General features: G+C 39.6%; 13 protein-coding genes. 9 read left to right on the forward strand and 4 right to left on the reverse strand.

The window, feature by feature from the left end; all coding sequences use genetic code 11:
- Positions 1 to 1,053 precede the first annotated feature (1,053 nt).
- The 6 genes from M2419_RS14915 (at position 1,054) to M2419_RS14940 (ending at position 11,126) form a co-directional block, all read left to right on the forward strand.
- The gene (locus M2419_RS14915) at positions 1,054 to 2,238 is read left to right on the forward strand and encodes a Pycsar system effector family protein (protein WP_220801567.1); all 1,185 of its coding nucleotides are present in this window, start codon (positions 1,054 to 1,056) and stop codon (positions 2,236 to 2,238) included.
- 162 nt (positions 2,239 to 2,400) lie between these two features.
- Positions 2,401 to 4,422 (forward strand): polyphosphate kinase 1, encoded by a 2,022-nt coding sequence (gene ppk1 / locus M2419_RS14920; protein WP_159729871.1) that lies wholly within the window; start codon positions 2,401 to 2,403, stop codon positions 4,420 to 4,422.
- 120 nt (positions 4,423 to 4,542) lie between these two features.
- Complete coding sequence (locus M2419_RS14925; RefSeq protein ID WP_227550322.1) at positions 4,543 to 5,439, forward strand: AvrE-family type 3 secretion system effector; 897 nt, start codon at positions 4,543 to 4,545, stop codon at positions 5,437 to 5,439.
- 2 nt (positions 5,440 to 5,441) lie between these two features.
- Positions 5,442 to 8,042 carry a hypothetical protein gene (locus M2419_RS14930; RefSeq protein WP_153847977.1) on the forward strand — a complete coding sequence of 867 codons (2,601 nt, stop codon included), beginning with the start codon at positions 5,442 to 5,444 and terminating at the stop codon, positions 8,040 to 8,042.
- Positions 8,043 to 8,054: 12 nt separating this feature from the next.
- A complete protein-coding gene (locus tag M2419_RS14935) occupies positions 8,055 to 10,418 on the forward strand; it encodes a GAF domain-containing protein (protein ID WP_153847976.1) in 2,364 nt (787 codons plus the stop codon).
- A gap of 96 nt (positions 10,419 to 10,514) precedes the next feature.
- Positions 10,515 to 11,126, forward strand: a complete 612-nt coding sequence (locus M2419_RS14940; protein ID WP_153847975.1) for a trimeric intracellular cation channel family protein — start codon at positions 10,515 to 10,517, stop codon at positions 11,124 to 11,126.
- 167 nt (positions 11,127 to 11,293) lie between these two features.
- On the opposite strand, the gene def is transcribed toward M2419_RS14940, so the two are convergent.
- Positions 11,294 to 11,875 carry a peptide deformylase gene (def, locus tag M2419_RS14945; protein WP_259255302.1) on the reverse strand — a complete coding sequence of 194 codons (582 nt, stop codon included), beginning with the start codon at positions 11,873 to 11,875 and terminating at the stop codon, positions 11,294 to 11,296.
- A 267-nt stretch (positions 11,876 to 12,142) separates the two neighbouring features.
- On the opposite strand from def, the gene M2419_RS14950 reads away from it, so the two are divergent.
- The 3 genes from M2419_RS14950 (at position 12,143) to miaA (ending at position 15,055) form a co-directional block, all read left to right on the forward strand.
- Complete coding sequence (locus M2419_RS14950) at positions 12,143 to 12,922, forward strand: hypothetical protein (protein ID WP_153847974.1); 780 nt, start codon at positions 12,143 to 12,145, stop codon at positions 12,920 to 12,922.
- Between the two features lie 64 nt (positions 12,923 to 12,986).
- Entirely contained in the window at positions 12,987 to 14,159 is a 1,173-nt protein-coding gene (locus tag M2419_RS14955; RefSeq protein ID WP_153847973.1) for a Gfo/Idh/MocA family protein, read from the forward strand.
- Positions 14,156 to 15,055, forward strand: coding sequence for a tRNA (adenosine(37)-N6)-dimethylallyltransferase MiaA (gene miaA / locus M2419_RS14960; protein ID WP_153847972.1), 900 nt, complete (start codon positions 14,156 to 14,158; stop codon positions 15,053 to 15,055). Before M2419_RS14955 ends, miaA begins: the two co-directional genes overlap by 4 nt.
- Positions 15,056 to 15,124: 69 nt before the next feature.
- Here the strand turns inward: miaA and M2419_RS14965 are convergent, their stop codons facing one another.
- The 3 genes from M2419_RS14965 to M2419_RS14980 form a co-directional block, all read right to left on the reverse strand.
- Entirely contained in the window at positions 15,125 to 16,678 is a 1,554-nt protein-coding gene (locus tag M2419_RS14965; RefSeq protein ID WP_046673301.1) for an Rne/Rng family ribonuclease, read from the reverse strand.
- Between the two features lie 304 nt (positions 16,679 to 16,982).
- Complete coding sequence (locus tag M2419_RS14975) at positions 16,983 to 17,819, reverse strand: tetratricopeptide repeat protein (protein ID WP_070562796.1); 837 nt, start codon at positions 17,817 to 17,819, stop codon at positions 16,983 to 16,985.
- An 18-nt stretch (positions 17,820 to 17,837) separates the two neighbouring features.
- Positions 17,838 to 18,122, reverse strand: a complete 285-nt coding sequence (locus M2419_RS14980) for an HU family DNA-binding protein (RefSeq protein ID WP_046673299.1) — start codon at positions 18,120 to 18,122, stop codon at positions 17,838 to 17,840.
- Positions 18,123 to 18,309: the final 187 nt, after the last annotated feature.

Here is an 18,309-nt window from a genome sequence, read left to right on the forward strand (position 1 = left end):
TTTTTTCTTTTTCTTTTTTTCGATTTCCGCGTTTAAAATAAACTGAGCGGGATTTTAAATCCTGTCAGGCTTCTCTTAAACCCTTCTTTTTTCATCGTTCCCTCTTTCGGGGTAACCGTTCCTCCCTTGCGGAGTGGTGCAAAGATAGGGAGTTTACTAACAAACTTCCAAGCCTTTTGTTCTTATTATTTTCATTTCGCCCTTAACTACCTGTAACGGTGCGAGATTCTTTTTGGATTTTGTCCACAGGATTGCGCAGAAGGCGGCAAAAAGGCTACTTTCCTAAGATCTGCAGCGGATTTCAGTCCCAGCTTCCCGTGCGGGCTTCCGCTCAGAACACCGGAAAGGAGTGGTTTGCGCAAGAGAGTACTAAAGTCGGACGGGAATGGCAGCGCAGTCGGCGAACGGGCATAGGCAGGAAGATAGCAGTCAAAGGTCAAAGAACATCAGGCTGCATAATCCGGTCGGGATCCTCTTTTAAAAGCCTGCGCGGCATCCCCGGGTAGAATCCGTGCCGGAAAGACCGGAAAATTGTGCCGCCGGAAAGATGACACCGGAAGGATACCGCAGCGCAGCACATAAAAGGGGACAGCATACAACGCTCTTGATTGCCTCTTTTAATAGCTATACTTTCTTACCACTTTACTTAGGGTTTAGTTAGGGTTTGTTTAGGTTTAGTTTAGGTATAGCTTAGGTTATAGCTAAACTAAACCTAACTTAAGACTAAGCTAACTATAGACAAAAACTAAACTAAAGGATAAGCAATCCAGAACTCTTCCTCGCTTAGGGAGGAACCATGGGTCGCTCGCATCATAAAACTATCCAAACCCAGTTCGCCTGAGCGTCATGACTTATATTGAAAGATCTTATCCGATTAACGATCTGTTTTAACAATCAACTATCTACTTATATAACAGGCAATTTTACAGCTATTGGAATATCTCTTTTTTCAGTAAATTTGATCTAGGTTAATAAATAACAAAAAAGAAGACCTTATTTTTAAGAAATTAAAGATATTAAATACTTTTATTGCACATAAAACCATATTGGTCCATGATAGATTATGCTCAGCTTTTAAAACAGGTAGAAGAATATGCTGAAACTTATATTACAGAAAATATTTCAGTTTGCCATTGTTTTCACAATACGATACACACACGTTCTGTTGTACGTGCTGCGGAGGAGATTTCATCGCACTATAAACTAGGAGAGGAGGATCACTTTATTGTTATTAGTGCCGCCTACTTTCATGACCTCGGCTACGTAAAATCTGACAATGCTATCGGTCATGAGAAGATAAGTGTCGAAATTGCTTTCAATTTTCTCCAGGATAAAGGAATACCGGAAGCCATACAGGAAAAAATCAAAGGTTGTATTTTAGCAACGAGAATGCCTCAGGATCCAACAAACCTGCTGGAGCAAATTCTCTGCGACGCGGACCTATTTCATTTTGGGAACGAGGATTTCGTTACCAGAAACAAACTGATGAAAGCCGAAGCTGAAGCAGTACTAGGGAAGGAGATCGATAAAGACGTATGGAGGGCGGGCACAATCAAACTATTAATGAGCCATCATTACCATACTGAATATGCGCAGCAAAAGCTCAATGCCAAAAAGGAGATGAATCTAAAAGAACTGGAGAAAAAACAGGAGAAATCTATCTCAAAAAATAAAGAAAGCAAAAAAGAAGACAAGAAGGAAAAGGATAAAGGCAGTAAGCCAGAACGTGGGATAGAAACAATGTTCCGGATTACATCCTCAAACAATCAGCGATTAAGCGACATGGCAGACAATAAGGCCAACATCTTGTTAACGGTCAATTCTATTATTCTTTCCGTTGTGATTGCTGTCTTATTTCGGAAACTAGATGCCAACGAGCACCTTATTATCCCAACAATTATCTTAACAACGGCCGTGGTAGCAACCATGGTCATGGCAATACTGTCAACAATACCCAAAATTCCCTCTGGTAAATTCTCAAAGGAGGAAATCGAACAAAAATCAGTCAATCTGCTCTTTTTTGGGAACTTTTACAAGATGAAACTCGACGACTACAATGAGGGCATGCAGAAGGTAATGGTCGATTCGGAATTTCTATATGGCATGCTTACCAAGGATGTTTATTCGCAAGGTGTGGTATTAGGCCGAAAATACAAACTCCTACGATACGCATATGGAATTTTTATGTTTGGCCTTGTTATATCGGTTGTTTCTTTTGTCGTCGCAACCATATTTTAATGCGATCCTATAAACACAGCGGAATATGTCAGGATCATGTTGTTCAAACTTTCTTTTTTATTTAAAAAGATGCCGCCTTTAAATCAATCATTAGCGACCAATAGACAGGATCATTTATTGATGTTGTTGTAAGCATGTTGCCATAACCATAAATTTATACGGATGAAGAAGAAAGATCTTTATATCAACAGAGACATCAGCTGGCTGTCGTTCAATGATAGGGTACTTGACCAAGCTGGTCGTCAGGAGGTCCCTTTATTGGAAAAACTACAGTTTATCGCTATTTTCTCATCCAATCTGGATGAATTTTATCGGGTTAGAATGCCTGTACTGATGGCTTGGAAAAAAATAATGAAGCAAAATCCCGGACAGCTCATTCCGAACATAGATATTGGGACCTATAAAAAAGCGTCAAAAACCATCAATAGACAACAGGAAAAATTTGGCCTAATACTAGCTGATATTATCCAAGAATTAGCAAAAGAAGATATACTCTTAATTTACAATCAAGCTATTCCTGCCGAAATAAAAGACCTAGCAGCCCAATATTTCTTTACCACAATTGCCTCCTACCTCCAAATTATACCGATTGATGACACCTCTTTTTTCCCGATCAACAATCAGCTCTACTTCGTCGTTACAGACGACAATACTGGAGCGGTATTCTTTCTAAATGTGCCTTCAAATCATATTGGCCGCTTTTTCACCTGTGAGATCAATGGGAATAAATATGTTGTGCTCATAGATGATATTATCAAAGCATTTTTTCCTGAAGCCATAAGAAATACATCATTAAATTTCTATTCCTTTAAAATCACAAGGGATGCGGAATTAAATCTCCAAGATGAATTTGAGGGTGATATTGCCCAAAAAATCGAGACGGAAGTCAATAAACGTGACCTTGGCTATGCGACACGCTTTCTATTCCAGCCAAATCTGCCAAAACAGTTGATAGAAACACTGGCAACATTATTTGATCTGCGGAAAAGTAGCATTGTCGAAGGCGGAAACTACCACAATCTTAAGGATCTATTTTCATTTCCGATTAAAATAGCGGAACTTTCTTATCCAAAACAGCTGCAAATTAATACGAATCAGAATTTCAAAGAATCTATCTTTGACCAAATAGACCGAGAGGATCTGTTGATCTGTACTCCCTATGAATCGTTCGACCCCATACTGCGTTTTTTTAACGAGGCAGCGATAGATCCAACCGTAGACGAGATTTACACGACCTTATACCGTATTGCTGGTGATTCTCATATCGCACAAGCACTCGCTACCGCAGCAAAAAATGGAAAAAGAGTCAATGTATTTGTCGAATTGAAAGCGCGCTTTGATGAAGCAAATAATATACATTGGGCTCGATTGATGAAAGAACAGGGTGTAAAAATCACCTATAGTATCCCCAATTTAAAAGTACACGCCAAAATAGCGCTGGTCAAACGCAAACAAGGTCGAGAAAGTGCATTGCTAGGTACAGGAAATCTAAATGAAAAAACGGCGAAGGTCTACACAGACTACTTCCTCATCACCTCAAATAAGCTATTGACCAACGAATTAAATATGCTATTCGAGTTTTTACCAGCCCGGAGAAAACCCCATAGTCCAAATGAGCTGTCTTTTAGTCATCTACTGATTGCACAGTTCAACCTCAAACATACATTTTTATCCCTGATCGACCAGGCCATCCGAGCTGCTAAAGCCGGAGACACAGCTACAATAAAAATTAAATTAAACAATCTGGAAGAAGAATCGTTAATCAATAAATTGTATGAAGCAAGCCGGGCAGGGGTAAAACTGCAGTTATTGGTTAGAGGAATCTGTAGACTAAAACCACAAGTACCTGGATTGAGCGACAACATTGTCGTGAAACGGATTGTAGGACGATATTTAGAACATGGCAGAATATTTATTTTTCAATATCAAGCCCAAAGCAGCGTGTATCTGGGTTCTTCGGACTGGATGAACCGCAACATTTACCGACGTATAGAAACTTGCTTTCCGCTACTGAATCTGACATTAGCACATCAAATACAGGAACTGTTCGATATTCAGTTTGCGGACGACACCGAAGCAACTTTGTTGGATGAACATGGGCAAAATCAGGCAATAGAAACACAACAGAAGAATGTTTCTCAGCAACAAATCCTTAATTATTTGAAAGGTAAAATGAAAAAATAGGACTATTCAGCAGGGCATCTCATAAAAGCATGACCAGCCCTGAAAGCCCAACAAAATAATCATTGCACGTAAGCTCATTCAGAAACCTGATGACTTCATCAATTTAAATTTAATCATATAATGATGAAAAACCCGACGATATTGACAACGATGGCATTAGGCTTAGCCTCTGCTATTTTTCTCGCCTGCAACCCGAATAATACAGCCAAGGAAAATAACAACAAGCTCGCTCATGTTCAAGCTGAAAAACCGCAACAAATACCCTATACATTATCTTCGGGCATAAAGATGAGTTTGCCAGACGAATTATTAGAAATATCCGGGATAGCCTTTCTCGCGGGACAGGATGATGATATTTATGCCATCCAAGACGAGCAGGGCTTTCTTTATAAGTTTAACCAACCGACACAAAAAGTCACGTTCAACCCTTTCGGAAAAGATGGCGACTATGAGGATATCTCGATAAGCAATACACATTTCTTTATCTTAAAGAGCAATGGCAGCATCTATTCCTTTCCGATTGCCGAAAACGACGATATAAAAAACGTTGTTGAACAGAAAAATTTACTCCCAAAAGGAGAGTACGAGGGACTTTTTGTTGACCGCGAAAGTAACCAGGCATACGTATTATGTAAAGAATGCAAGGTCGATAGAAAACAACCGCAAACCTCTGGCTATGTCTTTTCAATTGACGAGCATGGTCAATTTCAGCCGAAAGGAGAATTTGCCATCCAGCTTGATCAACTTCAGGCATTTGATGCTAAAATTAAGAAAACGTTCAAACCCTCCGCGTTAGCTAAAAAAGCAGACAGTAAGGAATGGTATATCTTATCTTCTGTAGACAAAGCCCTTGTGGTCACCGATGAGAATTTTCGTGTAAAATCGCTCTCTCCATTAGATCCGAAGATCTTCCCTCAACCTGAAGGCATTAACTTTGATTCAAAATTCAATCTTTACATCAGCAGCGAAGCCGGTAATCAGGATAAAGGGATCATTTATAAATTTGAACAAAAATAGGCATGCAAAAGGTTGTACCATTCTTTCTTATTTTTCTTGCTAGTCATGTTTATTCACAACAAAAACATACACAGTCACCTGCACATCAGGGCAAGTCCTTTGCTAAAACCGTCATCAAGGACAGTGTAAGTATCGTTGCAAATGCAAAATATGGTAAAGCCAGTAAATTCAAAAAGTTCTTCCTTGGCGAAAACTACCGCAAAGAATGGGCTGCAGAAACCACCTTACCTTTGCTCCAACTTTCAACCTTATACGGGGGACTGCGTCCTGTTAAACAAGGGGGCGGGATGCAATCGGTTTCTCTACGACTTACAGATTCAAGCGGTCAGGAATGGGCACTGCGATCAGTCAATAAAAGGACTGAATCCCTTATACCAGAAGAGCTACATGGCACCTTTGTACAGGATGTCTTGGACGATGCCACTAGCGCACAGCATCCCTATTCTGCGCTTATGATCCCCGCTTTGGCAAATGCCGTGAACGTCCCACATGCCCATCCAATCATCGGCGTTGTTGCACAAGACAGCATATTGGGTGAATATGCTCCGCTTTTTGAGCATACGGTGGCTTTACTAGAAGAACGCGAGCCTCTTGGTGATTCAGACAACAGCCCGAAAGCTGTACGAAAACTACAGGAAGATAACGACGATAACTTTAAGGCTAAGGCATATCTCCGCGCAAGAATGCTGGATGTACTGGTAAGCGATTGGGATCGACACGAGGATCAATGGCGTTGGTACAATGAAAATCAGGATAGCACAGATCACGATAAAGACTATATTCCTATTCCCCGCGATCGGGATCAGGCACTACGTGTCACACAAGGTTTTCTGATGAAAGATATCTATCAGCAATTTGTCAACCCAGTCATGCAAGGTTTCACGACCGGTATTCCCGATATTCGCTATTCTTTGTTTAAATCACGCTTTTTAAATGCTCATCCGAGCAACCAGCTTCCTCACAAGGAATGGACCAAAGAGGTCAAGCAATTTGTAGCTCGTCTCACAGATTCGGTATTATGGGAGTCGGTACATAGCCTGCCGCAATCGTCCATTGCTATTCGTGGAGAGCAAATTTTTAAAACACTTCAAAGCCGTCGTGATGCACTGCCCATGGCGATGGAAGAGTATTACAATTTCATTAATAACATTGTCGATATTCATCTCAGCGACAAAAACGAAAAAGTAGAAATATACAGCACAGCGAATAAAAACTTAAAAGTCAAAGTTTCGAAGATCAATAAAGATGGTAAGGTCACCAAAGCATTGATGGACAAAACCTATAAAGATTCCCTGACAAAAGAAATTCGTCTCTATTTGGCTGAGGGAAAAGACTCTGTTGTCATCGATAACGCAAATTCTCCTATAAAACTCCGAATTATAGGAGATAACACGCCAAAGACTTATGTGATCAACCAAAGCAAATCGAAAATACAGCTTTACGAAAACACCAAAAATTCCACTTTACTGGGTGAAAAGAACAAAATAAAGCTTCATTATGCACAAGATAGTACCAAAACGCAATTTGTTCCTGTAAACCTGTACAACACCTGGCTTCCCCTGGTAACTGCGGGTTATAATGCTGATGACGGTTTTTCGCTGGGGCTAGGCGCTGCTTACACACATCAGCGTGGATTTAGAAAAAGTCCCTTTACTTATAAGCAACAACTTACTGTAGCAACAGCCTTCCGGACCGGAGCTTATAAAATTCACTATAGGGGCGAATGGATAGCTGTTGTCGGGGATGCGGATCTTGTTGTCGATGCGCTAGCAAAAGCTCCTGACAACACGCAGAATTTCTTCGGCGTAGGCAATAACTCGCTCTTCTTAAAGGAACAGTATGGTGCAAAATATTACAGAAGTAGATTCAATATTTTCAATATCAATCCACAGTTAAGGTGGAAACCTTCAGCTACATTAAACTTTGCCGTAGGTCCGCATATCCAATTTTACCACTTAGATCCGATTGAAAATGAAGATCGATTTATTTTAAATCCCCAAGCTTTACATTCTTACGATAGTTTATCGATTACCAAAGACAAAGCTTTTGCAGGTATCAATGCCTTTTTAACACAAGACTCCCGTAATCGAAAGATTAACCCAAGTAAAGGGCTATATATTGAAGCCGCTTTGAATTCCTATTTTGGACTCAATCAGTACTCAAAAAATTCAGCGCAGTTAAGTGCTGCAATGACCGGCTATTTTAGTGCATTCAATGAAGGTATTATATTCGCCAATAGAACAGGAGGGGGCACCGTTGTCGGGAACCCTACATTTTATCAATATCTATTTCTAGGCGGCCATGAAAATCTCAGAGGATTTCGCCAGTACCGATTTGCAGGGCAACAGATGCTTTATAATAACCTAGAGGCTCGTGTTAAAGTACTTGATGTCAAAAGCTATGTTCTTCCAGGTGAATTCGGACTAATGGGTATGTATGATGTTGGGAAAGTATGGGCAAAGGGCTATAACAACGATAAGTTTCATCAGGGTGTGGGCGGAGGCATTTATTATATCGTCGCCAATGCACTTCCTTTACATTTTGTCATGACGAAATCCAATGAAGGCTGGTATCCCTATTTCAGCACAGGTTTCCGCTTTTAAAATTTTCGATCCATGGAGATAAAGAAAGTACAACTCACAACGAAGAAAACGGCCAATACGTATGCAAATGGCAGGCTAGACTTTGAACCATTTTTCAAATACCTGGAATCTTTTATTGAAAATGGCACTTCATCCGATGATATGATTCCTTTGTATGCATTGGAACGCATCAAAGAAATAGAACATCTCAACGGGAAACTCTGCAAGCATAACCTCAAAGCCTATAAAGATATTCTGCAATTGATTTATAGCCTCTCCGTATCGTTGATTGACACTGCTCCAAAAAGGTATTGGGCACTCACAACAGCCCTAGCAGAAGAAGCCTTTTATGGAACGGAAGCCTTTTTCGACCTAGTTAGCCATCAGCTTGTCGAGCAAGAAATTCAAGGGAAGATGCGTACCGGAAGCCTTCTTACCAATCAAGAAAAGCTCTTTTATACCCTCATCTTCGAGCGACTCTATGGCTTTTCTTCCAATGAAAACAGCAGTATTGTTTATCATCAACTCAATGATCGGGGGGAGATCGTCGATTATTACGATTTGGACATCGATTTCAAATTTGTTGAGATCAAGGCAAAAAAAACACTTCCTGCGCTTGATATAGGTCGTTTATCGGAAAATCCCAGTGATTCGCTTTTTGATTGGAATACCGTTATCAATACCGTTAAACTGGAAGATTTTGAGTTATCGGGATTTAGTATTGTAACTTTCAGAAAGACCAGTACGGAACATACTTTACGTCGCATTCAGTCCATTCTCTTGGATCTGCCGACATACAATTATCATCTCTTTTTCGCTGATTTAGAAAAAATCATCACACCGCTATTAAAAGGGGCTGAAACCGTATTTAGTTTATTTCCGTTATTCCAATTAAATGGGGTCCCATTTTTCGATTATTCAATCACCAATAAAAGCATCTTGATTGCGGAAGCGTATACCGCAAATAAAACATTCAAGATCAATCCTGAACTTGCGGACTACCTAAAACATCCGCATGTTATATTTTATACAAATAATGCGACGAATGGCCTCCGAAATACCACATCCATTTTCGACGAACGGATTAGTCGCTCGGGAGTAACGACCTATCTGTGTATTCCACTCATTCATAATCATTCCCTCTCAGGCATATTGGAAATATACAGCCGTGAACAAGATCAGCTCGACAATGATACAATGCAAGCCTTAGGTTCTTTGGTCCCCCTTTTATCACAACTATCTCAGGATATCACCCTAGAATTTAAAAAACGTATCGACGATATCATCATCAACCGGTTTACGACCATACAGCCTTCGGTTCAGTGGAAATTTAACCATATTGCGGCCCAGTACATTCAGGAACTGGAAAACGACAGTCGGGATGCGCATATTAAGGCGGTAGTATTTGAAGATGTCTATCCCCTCTATGGTGCTGTCGATGTCAAAGACTCAACGATCATACGAAACGCCTCCATTCTGAAAGACTTTAGCTTCAAGGTCAAACAGCTCGCAATGCTTATTGATGAGCTCTCTTTAGATGGAAAGCACAAGTTGATTATGACTTTTTCAGCACGTGTTGATCAAATTACAGAATCTCTTGACCATATTTCTTTTGATGAGTCGATGGTCAAGATCATTGAGTTTTTTAGGAAAGATGTACAGCCATTTTTAGAAGAAGCCAGAAAGCAATTCCCGTCAAAAATAGAGGTGATCGAACATTATGCGAAGCATTTTTTCACCAATCGGGACACAGGTGAGTTTTATCGCAATGAATTTGAAACTTCTTTACGCCAGATCAATCAATTGATCAGTAGAGAACTGGATCATTTCAATAGCTTCATCCAGGGGAATTATCCATCTTATTTTCAAAAATTCAGGACAGACGGTATTGAATATGACATTTATATCGGCGAATCCATTACGCCACAACAACCTTTCAGCTACGAATTTATCAATGTATTTAGGCGTCAGCAAATTATTTCGATGGCTAGAATTACGCTGAAAGCTTACCATGCGAAAGATATTCTTCCTCTGACTTTAGAAACAACACAATTGATTTTTATCAATCCACATAGCATTGATATTAGCTTTCGGGAAGATGAACGGAGGTTTGATGTAGAGGGATCTCTCAATATCCGTTATGAAATAATCAAAAAAAGGATAGACAAAATTCGGATAAAGCGAACCAAAGAACGACTTACCCAGGTCAATAAAATTGCGATTGTCTATTTATCGGATGAAATCCTAGAGGATCTCATGTTGAGTATAAAGGCAATCTACGACATGGGCATCATTGAGCATACCATCGAACATTTAAAATTGGAGGATGTACAGGGAATCGCGGGTTTGAAAGCTATTCGCCTTTCTGTAAATTTAAACTATCAAGATTTCTCCTAAATTTGTCCAATAAAAGGAGATTTATCCCCATTGGTGTAAGCGATATGGGGTACCGTCAACTGGAGATTTTAATATAATGATTTAAAAAGGATTACCATGATTACTGATGCCAACTATTTTTATCTGAGCGATTTGCTTGGCACCTTATTTTTTGCAATATCAGGCACCCTGTCGGCAAAACGTAAAGATATTGATATTTTTGGGGCAGCCTTTTTAGGCTTTGTGACAGCCATTGGCGGTGGATCCATGCGGGATATATTTTTAAATCTGCGCCCAGTATGGGTCAATGATAGCAATTATCTCATCGCCATTTTCCTCGGAATTTTAATTGCCATTGTCTTCAATAAACAATTGTATGGTTATTATCGTACCTTGACACTTTTTGATGCCATCGGAATTAGTTTTTTCACTATCCTGGGGGTACAAAAATCACTCAACTACGAAAGCAATACCTATGCTGCCATTATCTTTGGAATGTTCACCGCGGTATGTGGGGGGATGACGCGCGACGTCTTACTCAACGAAACTCCATTAATCTTTAAAAAAGAAGTATACGCTACCGCCTGTTTAGGTGGTGGCCTCACTTACATCTTGCTGGTACATCTTGATCTTGATCTTTCCTGGGCGGCCTTCATTGGGGCAGCAGTTGTATTTTTAATACGAATGACAGCCGTTAAATATCGTCTATATTTACCCCGGTTGGATTGAGGAAAGTCCTTCTTCGCGTGTGAAGTTTTTATAACACGCCTTACTGGATGACCAATTCGGTCTCAAAAATGGATTAAAAGGATGGATCAGTGGGTCGAACGCGGATATTTTTGATCTCCAATCAATTTTACGCGGAGGAAGCAACAAAGAAAAAGCGTTAGTATGAACTAACGCTTTTTCTTTTGCTGTGGGAATTTCATTTTATAACCAACGCGAATATTTCCTTTCGCGATAGCATCTAATCGCCCCTTCAGCATCGTTTTCTTCAAGGCACTCAATTTGTCGGTAAATAGTTTACCTTCAATATGATCATATTCGTGTTGTACCACACGTGCAGCCAAACCTGTTAAGTCTACTTCATGTTCTTCAAAGTTCTCATCTAAATAATTGATGCGAATATTTCTGTGACGCAATACGTCCTCATTAATATCTGGGATACTCAGACATCCTTCACCGAAAGCCCATTTTTCACCAGACTCTTCAACCATGATAGGATTGATGAAAACTTTTTTGAACGATTGGAGCACTTCTTTGTTTTCATCATCATCTTCTGCGAAAGGAGTTGCATCGATAACGAACATACGTATAGGCAAACCTACCTGTGGAGCTGCCAACCCAACACCATGAGCTGCATACATGGTATCGAACATATCATCAATCAATTTCTTTAAATCTGGATAGTCTTCATCTATTTCTTCAGCGACCTTTCTTAATACAGGATCGCCATACGCCACTATCGGAAGTTTCATATGTATTATAATTATTTATAAGTGCCGATACTCATTGCTATACCTGAGTCCGTTACACGCTGTTTGCTTTTAAAGGTCACTTGGCACCTGTTGTAATTTTAGCACGATTTAATTTCAGATTATGTCAGGCTGATTGCTCACCCTGAGTCATTGTACTTTTTTAACAAGGATACCTTGTATCACCATTATATTCTTCGGTACAAAGGTACGGATAATTATTAAAAGTGAATATTTCGTCAAAACTTCCATAAAAGTTACTTTTGTTTTATGGATCCTTCGTTTATAAATTTGTCAACACAGTTCAAGCTTAGGCTCGAGCAAGCTCTTGAAGCCCCATTAGGGTTTTGCCAGGATGATGGATTTATACAAATATCCTCTCCGGAATTAGCAATTAACATTTTACTATATCCTCACAACAAATCCGTTAGAAGTGATACTTCCGACCCTTGCATTCATATCGATGAAGACCAATTAATAACAAAGTTTGATTTGATCGTCAGACGCATTGTTTCTAGAACAAAAAATGACAAACGCATTTACGCACGCAATACTGTATTTGCCCGGATTGACAAAAGAACGAGTTTACAGTTCCTCGTGGAACATCATTTACAAGCCGCTCTTCCCGGCAAGTATCGTTATGGCCTTTATGAACAGGGAGAGCTTGTCGCGGTCGCGGTATTCTCTGGAGGGCGTCGAATGTTGAATAAAGATGAAGACTATCGCTCATTTGAACTAATACGTTTTTGTAATAAAACAGGTATTAATGTTATAGGAGGCCTAAGCAAATTAATTAAAGCCTTTTGTAGCGATTTCTCGCCAGGAGACATTATGACTTTCACCGACCGTGATTGGAGCCAACACTCTTCGCTCGAAAAAATTGGGTTCGTTGCGAAAGAAATTACGGCACCGATTAGCTTTTGGATCACAGGAACAAAGCGGTATACCTATCGAAATACAGATGAATTAAAGGGGCTTAGGGAGCAGTTCCCCAATGGCTTTCCCAAAGAAAATATGGGTAGCATCAAGATGATTTTATACATAAAATAAGCTAAATTGTGTATATTGTACACTGTAAAAGTTTGAAAAATAAATAATCAAAAATAATAACGTTATGAAGAGAAAACTTCGCATGGGTATGGTCGGAGGCGGAAACGATGCCTTTATTGGAGCTGTACACCGTATTGCCGCTTTTATGGATGGCAAGATTGAACTGGTTTGTGGTGCATTTAGTATTGATCCACAGATTTCAAAACAATCTGGAGAAGACTTATTTGTAGCTCCTGAGCGTGTCTATCTAAACTATGAAGAGATGATCGAAAAAGAATCTTTGCTTCCCGAAGGCGAACGCATGGATTTTGTAACGATCGTAACACCCAATTTTTTACATTTTGCTCCCGCTAAATTAGCGCTAGAAAAAGGTTTTGATGTTGTCGTTGAAAAACCAATGACAGTATCCGTTGAAGAAGCAAAAGAATTACAAGAAACGGTAGAACGTACTGGTCGTACTCTGTGCCTTACCCATACGTATTCAGGCTACCCAATGGTTAAACAAGCTAAAGCAATGGTCAAAGAAGGTCACTTCGGTAAGATCAGAAAGATTGTTGTTGAGTATCCACAAGGTTGGTTGAGCCGTTTATCGGAACGCGAGGGTAATGCTGGGGCCGCTTGGCGTGCAGATCCGAAACGCTCGGGTAAATCGTTGGTTATGGGTGATATCGGTACTCATGCTGCGCATTTAGCGGAATATGTATCGGGCTTAAAAATCCAAGAGCTATGTGCAGACCTAACAACATTTGTTGAAGGCCGTCTATTGGATGACGATGGTTCGGTGCTTTTACGTTTCGAAAATGGTGCTAAAGGCGTATTGATGGCTTCGCAAATTTCAGCCGGAGAAGAAAATGCTGTTCGTATCCGAATCTATGGTGAAAAAGGTGGATTGGAATGGGCTAATGAGGATCCGAACAATTTAATTATCAAAATGCTTGATCAACCTCGTCAGCTTTATCGCACAGGAAATGCTTACGCAGCGCCTTATACGTTGAGTTCTTTTGCAACACATAATACCCGTGTACCAGCCGGTCACCCTGAAGGGCTATTAGAATCATTTGCGAATATCTATCGTAATTTTGCGGCAACAGTTACAGCCAAACGTGAAGGAAAAACCCCTACAGCTGAACAACAAGATTTCCCAACAGTTTACGATGGCGTAAGAGGCATGGCTTTTATCGATACTGTCGTAAAAAATAACGAAGGAACAGAAAAATGGACTAAATTTGTTCTGTGATAGACAGATTAAAATATACACTTTCTCTTTTGGAACAGCAAACCGTTCCCAAAGAGAAAGTTATCGTTATCTTAGGCCCTACAGCTTCTGGAAAAACGAAACTGGCCGTCCAACTGGCCCAACACATTGATGCTGAAATCATCAGTGCTGATTCCCGCCAAATCTATCGAAGGATGGACATCGGTACGGGAAAAGACCTATCGGAATACCAAGATATTCCCTATCATCTTATCGACATTCATGAACCGGGAGAACGCTACAATCTCGGAAACTTTATTGCTGACTTCCGTCAAGCCCAACAATCCATTCTAGAAAAGGGAAAATATACCATCCTGTGTGGTGGTACAGGTTTATATATTCAAAGTGTAATCCAAGAAAATCCCTATGCGCTGATCCCATCAATCAAAGGCTTCAAGGAGTCATTACTTGCATATCCAGAGACGGAGCTGTTAGAACGTCTTCAGGAATATACGCTACCTGTGAACTTTCAAATCGATCTTTCGACAAAAAAACGTATAATCCGAGCAATAGAAATATTAGCGTTTTTAGAGAATCACCCCGATCACATCGTCCAGCAACAAGCGGTAGATAGCATTGTTATCGGATTAAATCCTCCGTTGGAAATCAGACGCGAACACATTAGCCAAAGATTAAAACAACGATTGAATGAAGGCTTCTTAGAAGAAGTGTGCGGGCTCTTGACAGAAGGTATTACACACGAGCAGCTTCAATACTATGGTTTGGAGTATAAATATGCGTCACTCCATCTCCTTGGGCAGCTCGATTATCCTGCTTTTACCGCAAAACTGGAGACAGAAATACATCGCTATGCCAAAAGGCAAATGACTTACTTCCGCAAAATGGAAAAAGACGGCATAATTATCCATTGGGTTTAAACAACACAATAATATAAAAACAAAAAAGGGTTAGTATCACTACTAACCCTTTTCGTTAATCTCTTTCTATTATAACTTGATTTCCTCATCCTTCGCATTGAAGAAATGGAATTCAGTTAGATAATATGACGTCATTGGATTTACTTTAATCCATTTTCCGTACTTCATGAACCATTTCATTCTTTTAGAAATCAAACCAGACTTAATGTAGGCGTCTATATAAGGGTGAACACATAAGGTCACCTTCTTTTCGTTCTGTTCTTGAAGGATAAAGCTCAAATTATTTTCAATATCATCCATGAGGACAATACTTGATCGGATTTCACCTGTACCATCACAAGCCGGACATTTTTCGTTTGTGACGATATTCATTTCAGGTCTAACGCGCTGACGTGTAATTTGAACCAATCCAAATTTACTTGGAGGCAAAATTGTATGTCTCGCTCTATCCGCTACCATACATTCTTTTAAGAACGTATACAACTCTTTTCGATGATTGGGTTTATGCATATCGATAAAATCGATGACTACAATTCCGCCCATATCACGCAAACGCAGCTGACGCGCAATTTCTTTTGCTGCTTCCATATTGACCAGCAATGCATTGTCTTCCTGATTCTCCTTATTAGCAGAACGGTTACCACTGTTGACATCAATGACATGCAAGGCTTCGGTATGCTCTATAACGAGGTACGCACCGCCCGGCAATGTTACAGTTTTGCCAAAAGCTGCCTTGATTTGCTTTTCAACTCCGAAATGATCAAAAATTGGCTCTTTATGTTTATAAAGTTTGACAATTTTCTCTAAGTCTGGAGATATATCGTGTATATATGATTTTGTTTCTTCGAAGATCGAAGGATCATTAACATAAATATGCGAAAACTCGTCTGTCAAAATATCTCGTAGAATAGTGGATGCACGATCCATTTCGCCAAGAACCTTTTGAGGCGGTTCAGCATTACGAAGACGTTTGGTAAATAGCTCCCATTTTGAGATCAGGTCCAATAAGTCACGTTGTAGTTCTTCAACACCCTTACCCTCGGAAACTGTGCGAATGATAACGCCAAAATTAGCTGGCTTAATTCCTTCGACAATCTTTTTTAGGCGATTGCGTTCATTACTACCTTTGATACGCTTGGAAATGGAAACAGTACTTGAGAAAGGTACCAAAACGACAAAACGACCCGCTATTGAAAGGTCTGAGCTCAGACGCGGTCCTTTTGTTGAAATGGGTTCTTTGGCGATTTGTACTGGCACGAGCATATTTTTGCTTAAGACATCAGAGATCTTACCAGCTTTATCGATATCCTTTTCAAGTTTTAAACTATTGAGCAGTTTCTCTTGATAACTGCCATTCTTCACTATACGCGTAAGCTTTAGCAAAGATTGAACTTGAGGACCCAGATCTAAATAATGTAGAAAAGCATCCTTTTCGTAGCCTACATCTACGAAAGCTGCATTAAGCCCAGGCATAATTCGCTTAATACGTCCGAGATAGATATCTCCAACGGCGAAGTTATTATTTGCGGGCTCGCGGTTAAGTTCAACAAGCTGCTTATCTTGTAGTAAAGCAATAGTTACCCCTTTATCAGGAGTTGAATCGATAATTAATTCCTTTACCAAAAGCTACTCATTTTTGATACCTATGCAATATCCTATCGCAATCTTGGGTATCCGATTAAACATTTAAAGAACGTTGTAACGAAAAAAACAATCTACATCCCCTTCACAGACATGTAGATCGTTTCGTAAAGCTATCTCAGCAAAATGGGCCAAGATGTTTAAAAGCTTATCACAAGACTATTTTTTCTTGTGTCTATTTTTTCTTAAACGTTTTTTACGTTTGTGAGTAGCCATCTTGTGTCTTTTTCTTTTTTTTCCGCTTGGCATAGCTAAATTTTTTAATGATTATAAAATAATAAATTAATTACTTGCTCAATTCCGCGATCTTTCGATCGATGAATTGTGATAGGGAAGGATCGGCTGCCAGTTCCTTACTTTTTTGAAAAGCTGTAACGGCTTCCTTTTTCATCCCAATATTTTCATAGCCTGTGGCTAAGTAAAAGTATGACTCAGCATCGGGTTTTTGATCGATAACGGTCTTAAAACGCTCGATGGCTTTGTCAAACTGACGGGATTGTAATGAAAACAACCCCAAAGTTTTGTTTGCTTCTAAGTTTTTAGGATCGGCAGCAACGACTTCGCGCAATAAGGCAATACCTGCCATAGGGTTATTCGTTCCTGATACCATTGCGGCACCCAATCCTGTTTTTGCATCCAAACTACTTGTATTCGCTTTTAACGCAGCTTCATATGCATGAATAGCATTTTGATTCAACGCTTGGGCTAAAGTAGAATCCTGCAAATTTGTATAAGCGGCACGATAAGCATTACCTGCTTTCAACCAATATTCAAACTTCGGTGAAACCTTTGCCATTTCCTCATAGATGAAAGCCTGAGGGGCTGGTTTTGCGACATCATCCCACTTATTTGCCAACTGTTGCAACAGCTTTATCTTATCCTCTCCAGAAGCTTTTGCAACTTGGCCCTCAATATCGGAAATTTCTTTGACTAAACTAGCATCTAAACCTTGTTTTGTCATCGAAGATATATTTTCCAAATTAACTTCATTGGAAGGCTTCGACTCAGATGCTGCAGCAGTTTGTTTTTCTTTGTTCACCAAACCTTTAATAGGCTGCGCTAAAAGCACAGCAACCAAGGCTACTACTGATCCTATTACTATTATCTGTTTGGTTTTTGCCATTTTAATCTATTTTAAAGATTATTTATTGCCATTCTTTACTTTCTCTACGAAAATTTTAGCTGGCTTGAAACTAGGAACAAAGTGTTCAGGGATAATGATTGCTGTATTTTTTGAAATGTTTCTTGCAGTCTTCTCAGCTCTTTTTTTGACTACGAAGCTACCAAAACCTCTTACATATACATTTTCTCCTCCGATCATTGCGTTTTTGACAACTTTAAAGAACGCCTCTACGGTTTCTTGAACATCTACCTTCTCTAAGCCAGTTTTGGTAGAGATTTCTGCAATAATTTCTGCTTTAGTCATATCTATTTTACTGTAATTATTTATTTTTCAACCCTTAAGCCAACTAATGTTTGGGGATGCAAAAGTATTGTTTTAAAATGAGTAATGGAAATTATTTAAATACTTTTTTGATAAATAAGCTTCCAAAAGCCAAACATTTACAATCAATTAACGAGACATTGCGTCCGACCAACCATTAAATAGACCT

The sequence above is a fragment of the Sphingobacterium sp. BIGb0116 genome (assembly GCF_024808035.1).
GTDB lineage: Bacteria > Bacteroidota > Bacteroidia > Sphingobacteriales > Sphingobacteriaceae > Sphingobacterium > Sphingobacterium paramultivorum.